This is a genomic window from Clostridium sp. YIM B02555, from assembly GCF_022320955.1.
GTDB lineage: Bacteria > Bacillota > Clostridia > Clostridiales > Clostridiaceae > Clostridium > Clostridium saccharoperbutylacetonicum.
The window spans coordinates 128,497-146,182 of sequence record NZ_JAKJJY010000013.1 but is presented as its reverse complement, the minus strand read 5'-3'; the positions used below and the strand labels follow the sequence as shown (position 1 = coordinate 146,182).

Annotated in this window: 10 protein-coding genes; all 10 read right to left on the bottom strand. The window is 28.7% G+C overall.

Annotated elements, in window-relative coordinates; translation table 11 throughout:
* Positions 1-63: 63 nt before the first annotated feature.
* The 10 genes from L3B98_RS17735 to L3B98_RS17690 all read right to left on the bottom strand — a co-directional run bounded on the left by L3B98_RS17735 (position 64) and on the right by L3B98_RS17690 (position 17,671).
* Positions 64-810: a hypothetical protein gene (locus tag L3B98_RS17735; protein WP_238917729.1), complete on the bottom strand. Its 747-nt coding sequence runs from the start codon at positions 808-810 to the stop codon at positions 64-66.
* Between the two features lie 152 nt (positions 811-962).
* Positions 963-7,067: an RHS repeat-associated core domain-containing protein gene (locus tag L3B98_RS17730; RefSeq protein ID WP_238917728.1), complete on the bottom strand. Its 6,105-nt coding sequence runs from the start codon at positions 7,065-7,067 to the stop codon at positions 963-965.
* Position 7,068: 1 nt separating this feature from the next.
* Entirely contained in the window at positions 7,069-8,550 is a 1,482-nt protein-coding gene (locus L3B98_RS17725) for a late control protein D (protein WP_238917727.1), read from the bottom strand.
* A gap of 25 nt (positions 8,551-8,575) precedes the next feature.
* Positions 8,576-8,956 (bottom strand): DUF4280 domain-containing protein, encoded by a 381-nt coding sequence (locus L3B98_RS17720; RefSeq protein ID WP_015390548.1) that lies wholly within the window; start codon positions 8,954-8,956, stop codon positions 8,576-8,578.
* Between the two features lie 16 nt (positions 8,957-8,972).
* Complete coding sequence (locus L3B98_RS17715; protein ID WP_238917726.1) at positions 8,973-9,503, bottom strand: DUF1629 domain-containing protein; 531 nt, start codon at positions 9,501-9,503, stop codon at positions 8,973-8,975.
* Between the two features lie 12 nt (positions 9,504-9,515).
* Complete coding sequence (locus L3B98_RS17710) at positions 9,516-10,115, bottom strand: hypothetical protein (protein ID WP_238917725.1); 600 nt, start codon at positions 10,113-10,115, stop codon at positions 9,516-9,518.
* A 22-nt stretch (positions 10,116-10,137) separates the two neighbouring features.
* Complete coding sequence (locus L3B98_RS17705) at positions 10,138-11,559, bottom strand: phage baseplate assembly protein V (RefSeq protein WP_238917724.1); 1,422 nt, start codon at positions 11,557-11,559, stop codon at positions 10,138-10,140.
* Positions 11,559-12,158 carry a hypothetical protein gene (locus L3B98_RS17700; RefSeq protein ID WP_238917723.1) on the bottom strand — a complete coding sequence of 200 codons (600 nt, stop codon included), beginning with the start codon at positions 12,156-12,158 and terminating at the stop codon, positions 11,559-11,561. Before L3B98_RS17700 ends, L3B98_RS17705 begins: the two co-directional genes overlap by 1 nt.
* A 583-nt stretch (positions 12,159-12,741) precedes the next feature.
* On the bottom strand, positions 12,742-13,344 hold the full coding sequence (locus L3B98_RS17695) for a 4'-phosphopantetheinyl transferase superfamily protein (RefSeq protein ID WP_238917722.1): 603 nt from the start codon (positions 13,342-13,344) through the stop codon (positions 12,742-12,744).
* A 496-nt stretch (positions 13,345-13,840) separates the two neighbouring features.
* Positions 13,841-17,671 carry a condensation domain-containing protein gene (locus L3B98_RS17690; protein WP_238917721.1) on the bottom strand — a complete coding sequence of 1,277 codons (3,831 nt, stop codon included), beginning with the start codon at positions 17,669-17,671 and terminating at the stop codon, positions 13,841-13,843.
* Positions 17,672-17,686 lie beyond the last annotated feature (15 nt).

Genomic DNA, 17,686 nt, shown 5'->3' with positions numbered 1-17,686 from the left:
AAAATATTACTGATATGAAGGGTATGTCTATTATTTAGACGCTACATTGCTATATTATATATTTTAATAGTCTTTATCATAATGAAACACACTCGGAAAGCTTTTACAAACTATTTCTAATTCTGCACTTGTCTTAGTTAAGAAAAATCCCATTTGACAATCTTGTTCTATATCATTCATTGGTTTAATTGTATATTGTTCTCCTTCTTTAAAATTATGTGCTAACCTTAACAATTCAGTTCCAAATCCTAAATATGCATTTTTACTCAATGAAAATAAAACATCCCTGTAACTTGGGAGTTCCACTCCATTCTCAAAACATTTTATGTTAGCTATATTTAAAAGTCCCAAATTATGACTTTCATAACATTCATCATCCCACTCTAATTCTATAAGATAATTTGCTTTATGTTGTCCATTCTTTCTCTGAATCTGCTTATTTTTATTGATTTTATCTATTCCATTCTCATTCAAGTCCCCATAATCATTTCCCATAAAAACTATTCCTTCACTCCCTGGAGCTAAAAAGAATCCCATTTGTTGATTTGGAGAAGGCCTTCCTAATGGATCTACATGTAAATCTAATCCAACACCATCTATACTCTCAAAACAGTCCATATATCTTATACAATGTATCCCTAATCCAATCATAGCTTCTTTACTAAGTTCAAAAATAATTTTATATTCTTTGGTTTTATCTTGACCTGAAATTCTTATTTCTCCTATATTATCATTGTTTACTTCATATTGCTCTATCTCTTTAACATTCAATGAAATTATTCTATCTTTTTTATCAATTTCTTCAATCATAATATTATTCTCCTTTATTATAAATTGATCTTTTGAACAAAAATCTTTGTACCTTATCTTACTCTATATTCCGATGAAACGTATGTTAAACTCAAAGATGTAGTTTATTATCTTTTGCTAATGCTAGATTTTGAAACAATATTTATCATTATTTAATCACCTTTAACATATATAATTTCTTCATTTGGTTTTGCTTTCTTATTGGCTTTTGAAATATCACTAATCTTATTAATTTCAGAATCTTCATTTACAAATAAGTGTCTATCAAATCTCATATTCCCGCTTTCTGTTTGCACTTCTATATTCCAATGATCTGCAAGTCCATGTGACTCTTGCCCTATATCACGTCTCAAAAGCAAAGTATAATCCTCTCCTTGAATTTTTTTCATATATGGCATATTTGATGAAGCATCTTTAGGGCTAAATGGTGCATTTTTCAACTGTTCTAACACATCATTTTTTAGAAGGTTTTTATTATTTAAATTAATTCCTGTATTATCTCCATGAACTCCACCTTCAGGTATTTCAAACGTTTGGAATGGCCTTTCCTTATTTAAACTTGAATAACCACTTGGATCATAATACATAACAGGATTATTCTTACAATAAGAATAAAGATTTAATCCATCGCCTCTATAAATATCTTCCTGAGTAAATCTACCTATAACTGGATTATAAAATCTAGATCTTAAATAATACTGTCCTGTAACACCATCAAATTGCTGACCAGTATAAGTTATCCTATTATGAACCTGTTCCTTACCATCAAGTACATTGCCAAAAGCATCATACCAGTATTCATTTTTAACTTGCTGATTATTATCAGTAATTAATACTGTGCTACCTTGTTCATCAACAGTATAGTAGTGTTTATTTAAATTAACCTGTGATTCTTCTCCTAATTCTGCAATATCAGCTGCAATAACCTCATGTCCTCTTGTAAATCTGGAAATTACATTAAAGTCTTTATCAGTCTCAACTAAAACATTCTCTTTATAGAATATGAATTTAGTTAACGTCTCATTTTCTTCAATTTCAGCTCTTAAGCCTTCTGTATCATATCTACTAATTAAAGTGTTTCCATCTTTAGTTATAGCTTTAACTTGCTGATTTAAAGTATTGTACTCAAAGCAATCATTTCCATTTGATGTTTCTTCTTTTATTGTATTTCCTTGCTTATCATATGTAAAGTAACTTATACCAGATTCTTTTTGTAGTTCTTTCAATTGATTCTTTACATTATAAACATACTTCTCGGTTATGTCATTTGTGATTTTTGTTAATCTGTTCCCAACTTTATCATAAGTAAAACTTTCGCGTCTATTATCATAACTTGCTTCTTTTAACCTATTCATGGAGTCATAACTATAGAAATTCTTATGTTTTGAACTTATTTTTTGAAGTCTGTTTCCATTTAAGTCATATGCATAATTATAATCAATTAATACTTCACCAGTAGCAGAAATTGTTACTAGACTTTGAATATTTCCATCACCGTCATAAGTGTAATCTGTCTTTAAGCCATTTCCAACAGTAACTGATTTTATACTATCATTTTTATAATAATCATAAATAGCAAGATTATTTTTGCTATCATCTTGAATCACTTTGACTCTATTAGCTTCATCATAACTATAAATACTTCTCTTACCTGTGATATCCTTAATAGTTTTAATATTATTATTCTTATCATAAGTATAGCTTAAAAGAGTTTTTCCTGAAGCGCTCTTAGTTTCAAGCATTCCTTCAACATTATAAGCATATTCATATTGCATATTTCCTGTATATGCACTTTTTAATGTTCCATCTGGATTATATTTAAATCTTTGATCTATTACATTTAGCTTGTTTTTATTTGGATCTTCTGTCTTTTCTATTTTTTGATTTTTCTCTAGTGACTCTTGTTTTTCTTCTTTTTCTTTTCTATCTTTTAATCTTTCCGTAAAGCTTCTTCTTCGAGACCTTTGAGCTAATGGGTTGGACACAAAGCTTTCTTCAGACTTTTTATTGGTCTCCTCAATTGCTTTTAATCTAGCTTCTTCAGCTTCCTTTGCTTCTAATGCAATTGCTTCTTCATCAATTTGATAAGCTTTTACTGAAACTATATTTCTATCTAAGTTATAAGCCTTCTCTACATGATTCTGATTTCTATCTATATGCTTTGTAAGATTTCCTTCAGCATCATAATAGAAATATTCACTATTTCCTTCTTGGTCTCTTATTTCACACACTTGTCCTAAGCTATTGTAGATATATTCTATAGTTCCCCCGTTTGCATCTGTGGTACTTGTTATATTTCCTGCATAGTCGTAGGTATATTTCTCAACTCCACCTTCTGGTGTTGTTATTTGAATTATTCTTCCCCAGTCATCTAAACGATAGCTTGTTTTATTTCCATTACCATCAGTTATTCCAGTAATGTTACCTCTTGCATCGTACCTATAACTTTGAGTTGCTTTATTTGCTTTTCTTGAATTTGGAGTCACAATATCTTTAATTTGACCTAATAAAGTATATGCATATTCAACCTTATTATTTTCTCCGTCAATTGAAGTTTTTAAATTTCCCTTAGGGTCATAAGTATTCTTAGTTACTGTTTCACCCAAAGCATTTTTAACTTCAATAACTTGTCCTTTTAAATTATAAGTATAAGTTGTTCCAACTCCATCATCTTTAGCTTCATCATATTGTTCTGGTAATACTTGTTTTACTATTCTATCATTCTTATCATAAAATAACCTTGTAGTATTCCCAGAAAAATTTATAAAATGAGTAAGTCTATTTTTAGCATCATACACATAAGCTTTTTGTTTTTTATCTTCTTGAAAGTTTAATCTTTCAAATAATATGTCATTTTCTTTTTTGTTTTCAGCCCTATCAGACCAATTTACTGAATAATCATTTTCACTGACATATTTATTACTTATTAATTTTGCTTCTTCTCCAGAGTATTCACTTATACTTGTTATATTATTAGCTTTATCATATTTGTAAACATAACTTCTAAAGATTCCATTAGCTTCATCTTTTTCATGCTGCTCAATAAGTCTATCAACTTTATCATAAACTTTCCCTATTTCAAAACCTTTTGGAGTTATAATTTTGGTTATGTTTCCATTTTTATCGTATTCATAACTTGTTATTGCCCAAATAGTATTCCCAGCAGCAACTGTATTTCCATTTATGCCTTCTTTCTTTTGAATCAAATTTCCTACTTTATCATAAATATAATTGACTACTTTATCAGTTTTATCATTAATTCTAAAATTCTCATAAGTCTTATTATTTAAACAATCATATTTATATTTTGTTTTTGCACCATACTTATCTTTGACTTCAATGAGTCTATTTTCTTCATCATATTTAAAATAAATTTCATTATAGTTATTGCAGCTTTCACTTTCTAATACTAATTCAGTTCCATGTCTTTCTAATATTTTATTACCATTCTTATCATATTCATAACAAGTTAAGTTATATTTAATCTCATAACCTTTTAAACTTCTCTCATTATCTTCTGACAAGTTATACTTTTCAACTGGAACTCTCTTCTCAATTAAATTTCCAAGGAGATTATACTTAAATAGTGTAGTATTTCCTTCTATGTCTATTTCTTTTATAATATTTCCATGTAAATCATATTCAAAAGTTTTTTCTACTAAACCTTCTTCATTTATTATAGAACTTAACCTATTCATTGAATCATAAGTATATGTGTAACCTAAGCCATCATCACTTTCTTCATTGTAATACTCAGGACTGATATGTTTTATAACATTTCCATTAGAATCATAGATAAATCTTTCTATTCCGCCATCTGGATATATTGTTTTTATTTTTCTATTTTCTTTGTCATACTCATATTCTACACCAATGCCATCATTACTTTCAGAATCATAATAATTAGGATTTATTTCTTTTATTATATTTCCTTCACTATCTCTTATACTTTTTTGAACAATTCCAATTGGATTTTTTATACTTATTAGCCTATCCAAAAAGTCATAAGTATATCTATAACCTTCATCTGAAAAGTTTGCATTAATACACGCATTTGGCGCATAAAGGCTTGTGAGATTTCCCATATCATCATAATTCTTTATTGTCACATTTCCATTCGCATCTTTTATTGATGCCACATAATTTAAATTGTTGTATGCAAATTCTATTGTTCCATAGTCTGTTTTTATTTCAGTATTTCTACCAACCTTATCATAAGTATATTCATAAACATATCCACTATTTGTAATAACTCTTACTGGATCTTTTCCTGGTTTACCATCTAAGTAACCATTATCTTTATATTCATATTTTGAAGTATTTCCGTTACCATCTGTTTTACTTATAATCCTTCCACAAGAATCATAACTATAGCTTTCTGTTTTCCACTCTTCAACTGAAACCTTTGTTTTCTTTTCTAATAAATTGCCTTTTCTATCATAAGCATATATTATTTCCTTTTCCTTATTATCAGTTCCATGTACAAGGTTTCCTTTTTCATCATAGACATATTCATTTATTAGTCCACTTGGTAGTATTTCTTTTAATAAGTTACCAAATTCATCATAAGTCCTGTGAGTTTCAAAACCATTTCTATCTTTGATATATATCTTATTTTGATAATCATCATATTTATATTCCTGTGTTGTATCATCTTCATAAATATTTTGTGTTATCAAATTATCTCTATTATATCTTGTTTTCTCTATTCTTTGACTTCCATTATAGTAAAATGTATTTTCTCTTTCAAAATCATTATAAACTGCTGTTGCAAAATCTCCATTAGGATATTCTTGTCTTAGTACCCTTCCATTTTTATCAAAAAAGTTTGTAATATATGTATTTCCATTAGCATCTATTACATTACTTATGTAACCTGCTTCATCATATGTATATTTTGTTGAACCTTTATTCACTTGGATAACATCAGTTAAATAATCACTATTATACTTATATTGAACTTTCCTACCTAATTCATCTTCTATTTCACTTATCTTTCCATCATTATATGTAAAGAATAATTTATAATTTGAGAAAGTAGTTAATGTCTCAATATTTTTCCCAATATAAGTTATTGAAAGTTTATTATTATTGGTATCAATTATCTCTATTAACTTTCCAATTTCATTATACTTATAAATTCTCCTATCCTTAGATGATTTAAATACCCAATAATCTTTCTCCCTATTTAAAGAATATTTTTGAGTTCCACCTTTATCATTTATCCAGCTTTCTTCAATTTTATAGAAGTTTTCAACGTGCCCATCTTCACAAAGTACATTTATCTTATCATTTAATATATTAAGATAAGTTTCAATATTACTTGTCCATCCTCTTCCAAAAAGTCCAACACTAGTATTTATTGATTTATATTTTCTTTCTACTTTAAATTCTTCATGAATATCTGGTAATACAATATCAACAGCAGAAATATATAGGCTTCCTGTTACAGCATTTACTGGGTCAAATTTAAACTCTTCATTAAAAGGATCTGTACCAAATGTTTTTCCTAATATTGTTCCTCTACTTGTAGTATTTGTTGTTGATTTAACTTGAATAGCCCCTCCATCTAATGCATCATCTATTCTACTTGCACTCGCTCTTGCTTCTGCGACCGATGCAAGTGCGCTTGAATATTGCACAAAAGCATTTTGATTTTCTGTTGCCATTGAATATAACTGCATATATCTATATTGCTCACCTTGAGTTATTTCATGTGGCTTTTGACCAGTGAACCAGTACTCAAGTTGTTGAGTACTTGATTCAATCCAAGTTTTTGTGGCTGGTTGACTTTGCCAATCCATATCAGGCTTACTACTATCTCCAGTATTTACCCATTCCATAAAATCACTAATACTTTTACCAATACCTTTTGATTCTGTTTCTTCTGTTTGATCTTCAGCAGATATAGTATAAGTTACTGCTGCACCATCAGTTACTTTACCTGGTGGAATCAAATCATTAATATACTCACTAGAATCTTCACTACCACTTTCACTCCCAAGCTTTATAGAACCAACGCCTTCTAAATATGAACCAACTCCTACTAAATATGCTCCAACCATCAATTTATGTATGTCATCTAAAAGTCTATCCTGTTCATCTTCATCAATCTGACCATCTTCTAAAATATTTGCTATATCCGCTTGTGCTGCTATAACATCAGCTACTTCTGTAGCTATTTTTATTCCCGCTTCAGCTACTTCAGCTACTGCTCCCATAACAGCACTTGCCAAATTCTCTAAACCAAATCCCATCTTATTCCCCTCCATCCGCAAAAGGAGAATAACCTTCATTAATGTTTCCGTTTAGTATTACATTGCTGCCTTTAACATGAAATTCTCCTTCTATTGAAACTCCGTTTTCTGTACTTCCTTTAGTCATTAATACTTGACTTTGAGCACTTATATTCACATTACTAGGTGTACTTATCACTATTTCTCCGCCTGCATTTAAGCTTAATCCATTTGGACTTGTTAATGTTGCACCTGTCTCATCTTCAAAGGTTACACTCAGTGGTGCTTCACTTCCCCCTATTATATTTAAAGCTCCTGGAAGCATCGCTATTTCACTTCCATGTTCTGTATGGAAATATCTACTTGCTGGATCTGCTGTTCCTTCACAAGTATCTCCATTCTTTCTGACGCAGCCTATAATAAATGGTGCTTCACTGCTTTCATTTGGAAAGTAAAGCCTTACACTTTCTCCTGCCAAAGGCATTGAATACATTATATTTACTGATGGTGGTAAATAAGGAAACCAATAGGCATCAGCTTCACTTTGATTTTCGTCTATATTTAAACGAACCTTTAGCTCTTCTCCTTGTACTGCAAGAACTGTTCCTTCAAGGACAGCACCTTTTAAAAGCCTATTATAAATTATACTCTGCCATACGCCATTTTTTCTGCATAGCTTATAATTGTAGAAAATATCTTCTTTTTCTTTATAAGCTTCATATTCTCTAACGTACAAAGCCTTGTCCTTATATTTAATTTCTGAACCCATTTCAAATACAGCTTTCTTTTCTATTTCATAATAAAAATAATCTGTATCATCATATCCAGAATCATAGCCTCCAGCTTCCTTAAAACTTTTAATATCTTTAAAAACACTATATTCTGTATCAGACTTTAACTCATAGCTATGTAAAGTTGGTACTCCAAAATTAAATAAATAATTCGAGCTTATTATGTCACTATATAATTCTGATTTTAATTCGCTGGCGATTCTCTTTAAAAAGCTCCAATCTGTCTCCTTATATTGAAATAATGGTTTTCCTATTTTTTGTCCTTTTCCTGAATATTGAGTAAATCCATAGCCTGTATATTCAAATAACACGCTATTTATCAAGTTATCATAAGTCATATCGACATTTTGAAAGGATCTACTCTTTTTCTTTACATCTAATTTAATACTTAAAGTCAAAGCTTGAATTTCTAGATAATACAGTCCACTATCATTTGAAGTTCTAACATTTTGAACTATACCACTGAATAATCTTCTGCTATTTCCCTCATCAACCTCATTTACATTAGTAGTATTCCCAGCTTTTAAAGCTTCATAAACAATTATCTTATCCTCTGAAGAGGCTTTTATTGAAATATCAAAGTTTATCTTTTCATCTACTAAACATTTTAAATATAAATATCCGTGCTCATTAGGTCTATTTTCAATTTTTATATCTACTATTTTCATTAACTCATAAGGTGATTTTACCCTTAACTTATGAATTTCCCCCATTATTTTCCCTCCCTTTCCATATCATTTATGCTTGTCCATCTGTAACAAACTTTATTGTTCCTCCATAAGCACATATTAAAGTCGAATCAGTTGTTAATGCAGGAGCTCCACCAATTAAAGTGTCTCCCTGGGCATTCATCCATTCCTTTAATATCATCACTTGGCACTTCTTTCCTGTTACTGTTCTTCCATTCTTTTTCACTAAAGTAATGTTTCCAGTTGAAGGGCATCCTCCCTTACAGATTCCAAAATCACTTATATTTTCCCCTACCACATTATCACTTTCATTCATTATAGGATTTCCATTTGAATATGCTCCATGACTTGCAGGAAGATTTATTTTCTTTTTATGTGTTCCCTTGTCACATTTCATCTTAGCTCCCCTTACTACATATGCAGTTGCCACCTTAACCATCTCCTATTTATTCTTCTTCAATTTCCAATCTTTCTAAATGCATTCCTTGAAATTCTCTTCTAAGAAGACTTTCAGCTACATCTAATCTCACTACTATCAAATTTTTTGAGCTTTCTTTTATTTTAAATATCTTCTTGCCATTAATTTTTTCTTTATCTAAAATGATTTTTCTTACTACTGTTTTATTTAAATTTAACTCTGCATTTTTACTTAAGCATTCTATCTCTTCAAAGATTGGCATATAGTAATTTTCCTGTCGCTTATTTATTAAATCTACCAATGGAATCGTCTTAAATATAATTTCCGAGTCATATTTTTCAATTATTTTTTTCATTTCTTCTGAAACAAGAAATAAATTTTCATCTAAAATATCTAAGAACTCTGTATTTTCATTGCATTTAACATTAAAGATTACAATATCATCAATTTTATGAGCATTTAATAAATTAATATTTCTAACATCAATTGTATTAAATATATCCATTAGCTTTGGTGTATTTGTATATTCTTCTTCCCTCTTTAACCAAAAATAATCCATATTTTTACCTACCTACTTATTTTGAGGATATATCTTAATTGCAGCATCCATATACTCTCCTGCCATAATCACTATATCTTCTTTCTTTTTCATTTCCTGGTATGCACTACCTTCTAAGAAGTCTTCTAATATATCTACAATCACATTTACAACTATGCCATGATATTTATTTGCTTCCCTAAGTTTTATGTTCTTTAGATCTCTTTCTTTAATTGTTCTTCCGTACTCTTCTTTCTTCCCTGAAAGTTCTTTTATATGCTTAAATAAAGGTTCATAAATGAAATCAAAATCTATATCTATTGAGCATTCTTCTTTATCTAAAAACCATTTTTCATCATATAAATCAATTCTCCATTGGCCTTTGTTTTCCAGAAGTTTTGTTCTAAGCATTGAAAAATAAATATACCTTATTTCCCCTTTACAACCTTTTTCCTGGAGTGAAATTGCTTTTTTGCAGACAGACCTAAAATATAAAACCAATTTGCTCCTGATACTCTCTCTACTTATTTTATATTCCTCAATTATTTTTTCGAATTCAGAAACATATCTATCTTGTACATATTTTTCTTCAAATTCCTGTAACACTTTTTCTTTATCAGCTTGAATTATCATTTTTAACACCTACAAAATCCTTTTAGCTTTGAATATTTACTTTTCCACCACTCATGGTAACATCATCTTGTATTACCAAACTTGCTCCAGCTTGACTTATGTTAATTCCTGCGCCACCTTGAATTGTTACTTTTCCGCCTCCACTAATGGATACATCTCCTCCAGCATTCATTACTATACTCTTGTCACTGTTTACTTCAATTCCACCTTCATCACTAAGTCTCATAAGTAAACTTCCATTTCCAATTATCTCAACAGAACCTGGACTCATTACTATTTCTTTTCCATATTTTGTTCCAATACTCTTTACAGATGGATCACTACGCTTATTTGGATCACTTAATGGATAATGCATTGAACTTATTACATATGAATGCTTTTCTTCATTATCTGGAAAATATAATCTAACTACATCTCCTATTTCAGGCATGCAATACCAGCCTGTCCCATTTGGTTGCGAAAAAATAGTAGAAAATTCAAACCACTTTGCAGTTCCAGTATCAGTTGGGCTACCATCTATTTCTAAGGAAACTTTAACCTTATCTCTTTGAACATCTAAAACTCTGCCTTGAAGTGAAACTCCAATTACTTTGTCATTATAGCGTCTTCTAACTTTCATTCCATTTTCATCTCTTAGGATATATTTATTAGAAAGTACTCCTCCTACCATTTCAATTTCACATTTATATACTAAAAGCTTTCTTCCCTTAAAATTAACCTGACTGTATAAGCCAATTATTCTATGAGTGTTTATTTCATAGCTTATAAGATTTATATCATCTAATTCATAATCTTCATTAGCAGCCTTCAAATTATATTCTTGCAAGCCTTTATTTATTGAATAATTAAATTCATGTAAATTGTAAACTTTAGCTTCCCCAGCTCCTCCTATAGAATACTTTATTCCCGATAATTTACACTCTGGCACTAAGGCTACATTGAAATATGAAGCTAATCTTTTTAAAAATTCCCAATCTGTCTCTTTATATTGAACTAAAAATTCATCAATCTTTGTTCCATTTGTAATATTGTCTACCATTTGAGCATTCTCATATAAACTATTTTTTAAATTAAAGATATCACTATAGGCAAGATTTTCATTTTGATATGAACAGCTAATTTTCTTAGTATCCATTAAAAATGTTTTACTTAAAGCTTCTATTTCTAGAGTTCTTACATCATTACTGGCCTTTATTCCAATCTTAGTAACAATTCCTTCAAATATAGTTGTAATATTATCCTCTTCTTTAACTGCTACTTTAATGGTTTCTGTGGCTCCTGTTTCTTCAACGTATTTATCAATATGTTTATCACTTATAATCCCACTTATAAAAAGTCTTGCATGCTCATTTAATTCTCTTACTATTTTAAGCTTTCTTATTTTCTGAAATTTATAAGGTCCAACCAAAATATCCCCTTGAGTATATGTATAATCCCTACTCACTATTTCTCATCTCCCTTTTCTTCCTTTATAATTCGTATTGTTTTTATAATTTGAAAAGCAATCTCTCTCCATTCCTTTGATTCACTATGTAGACAACTGAAAGTTCCCATTAATGTTTTCTTTTCAAACTCTAGAAAGAACATTAAGTTATATAAAGAATCGTCTACGGCATACCCTTTAAATTCAAAAAAACCTATGTTTTTAGAATCAACTTCTAAAACTCCATCTTCGTAAAATACATTAGCAGGATTTGTTCTTTTTATAACTACCTTCATATTGTCCTTAAGCTTAGCAACTTTTTCTTCATCTAAAGGACTATTTATAATCTTTAAAGTTATACATGTATTTCCTTTTTCATTGCATTTAATAATATCTGGTCTGTTTTCTGATGGATATTTCAGTTTCCTTGCTGCTTCAGACATTTCCTCAAAATCCTTTGGAATGAACAGCTTTAATTTCTCATCAAAGAAATCTTTTTCTTCAAATTCATAATATCTGTCTACAATTTTTATCGGTCCATTCTTAATATCTCTTCTAGCTTCAGCTTTTTCTACCTCATTTATAAAATCCAGTATTTTTTCATCTACCCTTTCTGCCATACTTTTTCCCTCCCAATAAATTAAAATTTTATAGAAATACTACTTTTTCACCTTAACTAATCATTTCATTCAATTCCCCAAAAAAATCTACATATTTATAAGTTATACTATTTTTCATAATTTTGTATATTATACTAAAGTATATAATTTATATTTTTCAACCGATTTTTTATTATTGGTAGTAAATATTCATATAAATTATAAAAACCTATATGCGATTCACTCTCACAATAATTATTTAAAACAATCAAATTATTCAATAAGCTGTAATGAATATTAAAAGTGAATATAAAAAATAGACATCTTTGAAATTATAAAACCATTAGCCAATGGTGAAACAATTGAACTCAAAGATATCTATATTGCTTGTCTATATTCTCTTGATTTAGCCAAAATAAGTTATTTAAAGTATAAATGGAAATTACAATACCTATTTAATGAATTTAATCTACTCTTTATATATTTCCATATTTGAAGATATTTCATTATTAAATCAACCTTCCTTGTAATAACCTGCACACTTTACAATAAAGTATTTTCAATTAAATTTATAATTTCATTCATGTTATTAACTTTAGATTTATTATGTTAATACGCATACTGCCATAAAATAATTTTCATCTACTTTTTCAACAGATAATTCACATGCTTCATTTTTATCACTATATAATACAGGTTTATCATCTAATATTTTTATAGTAAATGAATCTAATGGCATATATAATCCCATTCCCTTGGCTTTTATAAAAGCTTCCTTAAGAGTCCATAACATAAAAAAAGCATCATTTCGCTTACTTTGTGGTAAAGATAAGATATATTCATTCTCATCTTTAGAAAAATAACTTTTCGCTATTGATAAATCAATTTTGTCAATCTTTTGTATGTCAACACCAATTGGCTTTGTTGCAACCCCAACGACTACCCACTCTCCAGAATGTGAAATATTAAAATGTATTTCGCTATTATCTATAAGCTCAGGTTTTTTCCATTTATTATATTTAAACTCTATTCTATTTAAACCTAACATATTATTAAGAATTAATTTGCCATATAGTGATCTTAAAGAATCCTCATACCTTTTATATCTTAGTATCTTATCTTTTTCTTCCTCACTTATATAATTTAGGCAATAATTAAATTTTTCTTTGCTCAAATTAAAATCTACCTTATGCTTTACTATTCTCATATATACAATTAGTGACTAATTAAACCATTAGTCATTCTCCTCCAAACATTTATTACTTAATACTTTAATTATTTGTATCAGAATGCAATTCTGCATGTAATATAATACAATTATACCATTTTTTAATCAAACATAAAATTAATATTTTATCTGTTATAGTTTATATATCAATTTCATTTTTTATGTTAATAATTAACTTAAACCAAAATTTCATATTATTGCTATACTTACATTACTTCATTATTTGCTTATACGTGAACATATACTTCATTGTGTTAGTATGAAAGCGTAGACACTTAAATAACAAAAAGTATAAAATGTTTAATATTAAAGTAGGAATTATAATAAAATCTAACGATAAAGGATGTGCTTCTGAATCAACAAACTTTGGAAAGAACCTGTCTATCGTTTACCATCAAACAATACAAAAAAAAGAATGTAGTAGATTTGTTTTACACAAATTTAGCTACATTCACTAAAATTTTGACGCTTACACTTAAAAGGAAAAATCTTCTCTTTTATCTCTAGTATCAATATAATTACTATCTATTTCTTCACTTAATAGTATATTATCTAAAGTTACTTCATCATTATTAAGAATATATTTTATCATAAATTTATATGTATGAATAAATTTATTGATAGTAGATTGATTAAATAAATCTGTATTATACTCAAGCATACCAGAAATGGTATTTTTATTCTCATATAACATCATAGTCATTTCAAACATTGAAGATAAGGTATTTAACTCAATATACTTCATTTTCAAATCACAAAATTCAAAATCAATTCCATTAAAATTTTGCAATACAAACATATACTGTATAAGTGGCGAATACGATATATTACGTTCAAATTTAATATTAGTAATAATTTCTTCATAAGGCAGTTCAATATTTGAGTATATTGTTGAAATATTTTCTTTGTTTCTTAGTAGTGTTTCTTTGAAAGACTCATCTGGATTTATTTTATTCCTAATAACAATAGTATTAGCAATAAAGCCAATTATATCCCTTAGACTTTCATTACGTCTATTTGACATAGGGCTGCCAATACATACATCATTATCATTACTATATCTATATAATTCAATTGCATAGATTGTTTCTAAAAGCATGTATAGTGATACATTATTATCTTTGCAATATTCTTTGCACATAGCTGATAATTCTTCATCTAATCTAAAATCTATTTTACTTCCATTAAATGTCTGTATTGACGGACGTTCTTTATCAAGTGGGAAGTTTAATATTCCCTTGACATTGTGTAATTCTGTTTTCCAGAATTCAAGCTGCTTTTTTGATTTCTCACTATTAATAAAATTATGTTCCCATTCGGAAAAATCAGCATATTGAATATCCAACTCTGGAAGCTCATAATCTGTATTTCCTTTAGTATATTGATCATAACATAATGCTAAATCTTTATTAAATACAGCTAATGATGATCCATCAGCAACAATATGATGCATATTTATAAACCACAAATATTCATTGTCTGATGCTTGAATCACTTTACTATATACAGGAATTTCACTAAATAAGTCAAATTTATGATTAATGCAATTTCTTAAATCCTCTAATATATCTTCAGTCAAAATTCCTCTTCTATCTTCGAATTCAGGTTCAAAAGTATATTCATTTAATATTTTTTGATAATACTCTCCATCCTTCTTTTCATATATAGTATGAAAAATTTCATGTCTTCGGACAACTTGTTTTAAACTATTAATAAATGACTGTTTATCTAAATTCCCTTCTATCTTAAAAACAAATGGCATATTATACAACGAAGAGTTTTCTACTGTTTCAAGTGTATAAAGCATTCTTCTTTGATTATAAGAAACCTTCATAAGATCTTTTCGCTCAATTCTAATAATTTCATTACTAATACTATTTTCAGCTTGATTAGTACTATTGTTAAACTTACACTTACTCTTCAAATATTTTTCAAGATCATTTATTGTTGCATATGTGTAAAAATCATCGAAATCTAATTTAACACCAGTTCTTTTATATATAATACTGTCAATATTCATTGTCATTAATGAATTTGCTCCAAGATCAAAGAAATCATCATCATCATTAATTTCTTCAATATCAAGCTCTTTACACCAAAGATTTCTCAAAAACTCTTTTAATTCTAGAGTCGTATCAACTTCAATTTCATTCTTTTTCTGTTGTATACTAGATATAATAGATTTTGGCCATGCTAATGTTTTCCTAAATGGATATGTAGCAATGTGCACTTTAACATTTCCTTTAGCACTGTAATACTTATTCCAATCAATGTTTATACCAATATCATACAATGATGATAATGTATCTAACATAGATGTATCAATACTATTATACATATTAAAAATCTTTAATGATTTATGATTGTTTTTTTCCTTTAAACAGTCAGTCATTTTTCCGCTTTTGCCAAGTTCAACTAATACAAGATTATTTTTTTCAGATTTATTAAGTGATTCAATATAATTTTCAAATGCAATTTGATTAAACTCACTATATTCGGCTTTGTTTATTTCTATTTCTAAATCACTTAAAGCGATGTTATTCGTTACATAATCAACAACGATATTTCCAAGGCCTGTTCCAATTATTTTATCAGGAGTTATTCCCCATTCAATTAGCTGCTGATACATGGCAACATAACATAATACTTTTAATATTTTTTCATTTTTAATAGACATTTCATTATATAACTCTTCGTATACTTTTTTAAATACTGGATATTTTTCTTTTAGTATTTTTACTTCTTGTTCGCTAAATACATTATCTCCAGATATTAAAAACAATAATTTATTTTCTTCTATTTGTGAAACTGCTGTCTTAGTACTAAGAAAATCTAAAAATTCTTTTTTATTTTTTACTTTCGCAGATGTACGGAATTCATAATCATTTCTTCCAGCATTTAATGTGTAACATATATCCCCTAGTGAATAGTTTTCAGTACTTTCTTTTAAGATTTCCTTATAATCATCTATTATATCTGAAGTCTTTCCACTAATTGTAACAAAATATTCACTTTCATCATCAGCTTTATCAAACTTTAGTTTATTATCTTCTAATACAAGATGTACATTAGTGCCGCTTACACCAAGTCCGCTCATGACCATTATTTTAGGTTTATTTTCATCCCATCTTTCAACTTCTGTAATAGGATATACAGGCGAGTTATTAAAATCTATCAAGCTATTTATTTTTTCCAAATTACATAGTGGATATTTCTTATTGTTTTTTAATGATAAAACTCCCTTTAAGACACTTGAAATTCCTGCTGCTGAACCTAAATGAGATATATTGGTTTTAAGACTACCAATTGGACAAAATTGTTTCTTATCTGTATACTTTCTAAATGCTTCTGTAATACCTAATACTTCAATTGGATCTCCAATCTTTGTTCCTGTTCCGTGTGCTTCAAAATATCCTATATCTTCAGGATTTAAATCTGCTTTTTCCCATGCATCTATCATAACTTCACATTGTGCTGCTGAACTTGGAGCTGCTAAACTGTTTGATCTTGCTCCATCCTGATTTGAAGATACTGATCTTATAACAGCATAAATTGAATCTTTATCACGAATAGCATCTTCATATCTTTTAAGCAAAACAAGTCCTGCACCTTCTCCAAGGTTTATTCCATCTGCCTCTTCATCAAATGTTTTACATCTTGCACGTGGTGATATTATACCAAGAACATCTTGTTCTGCAAAATCATCATATTTAGCCCTAAATTCAAGTGTAATTCCTCCTGCTAGTGCCATATCTGCCTCTCCCGCATTTAATCTAAGGCATGCTTCATATACAGCATATAATGAAGATGAACATGCAGTCTCAACTATAGATGCCTGTCCATGTAAGTCTAAACAATAAGCAATCCTTCCTGCTAATGTATCTAAAAAGTTTCCAATCGCAGCAAAACCAGATGACTCTTCTAGATAATCATCAAAAAAATGACTATTATGTGCACCTAAAATTATTGATGTTTTACTTCCTCTCGCTGATTTAAGGCTATAACCTGCATCTTCAATTGCTTCACAGGCTAATTCCAAAAGCATTTTTTGTTGTGGATCCATACATGCCGCTTCTTGTCTCGATATATTAAAAAAATCATAATCGAAATACTCAACTCCATCAAGATATGCTACATCAAAATACTTCTTTGTTTTATCAAGCTTTAATAACTCTTTTCTCCTCTCACTGAAAGGCTTTATACAATCTATTTTATTAGAATAAATTCTATCTAAATCATCAATGCTTTCTGCTCCAGGAAATTTTCCACTTATACCTACTATCGCTACCTTTTCAAACTTTCTCATATAACGCAAACCTCC

What these genes read in the sequence shown, in the direction of transcription:
- L3B98_RS17735 (WP_238917729.1), bottom strand. Translation starts at nt 810, where the DNA reads ATGATTGAAGAAATTGATAAAAAAGATAGAATAATTTCATTGAATGTT.
- L3B98_RS17730 (WP_238917728.1), bottom strand. Translation starts at nt 7,067, where the DNA reads ATGGGATTTGGTTTAGAGAATTTGGCAAGTGCTGTTATGGGAGCAGTA.
- L3B98_RS17725 (WP_238917727.1), bottom strand. Translation starts at nt 8,550, where the DNA reads ATGGGGGAAATTCATAAGTTAAGGGTAAAATCACCTTATGAGTTAATG.
- L3B98_RS17715 (WP_238917726.1), bottom strand. Translation starts at nt 9,503, where the DNA reads ATGGATTATTTTTGGTTAAAGAGGGAAGAAGAATATACAAATACACCA.
- L3B98_RS17710 (WP_238917725.1), bottom strand. Translation starts at nt 10,115, where the DNA reads ATGATAATTCAAGCTGATAAAGAAAAAGTGTTACAGGAATTTGAAGAA.
- L3B98_RS17700 (WP_238917723.1), bottom strand. Translation starts at nt 12,158, where the DNA reads ATGGCAGAAAGGGTAGATGAAAAAATACTGGATTTTATAAATGAGGTA.
- L3B98_RS17695 (WP_238917722.1), bottom strand. Translation starts at nt 13,344, where the DNA reads ATGAGAATAGTAAAGCATAAGGTAGATTTTAATTTGAGCAAAGAAAAA.
- L3B98_RS17690 (WP_238917721.1), bottom strand. Translation starts at nt 17,671, where the DNA reads ATGAGAAAGTTTGAAAAGGTAGCGATAGTAGGTATAAGTGGAAAATTT.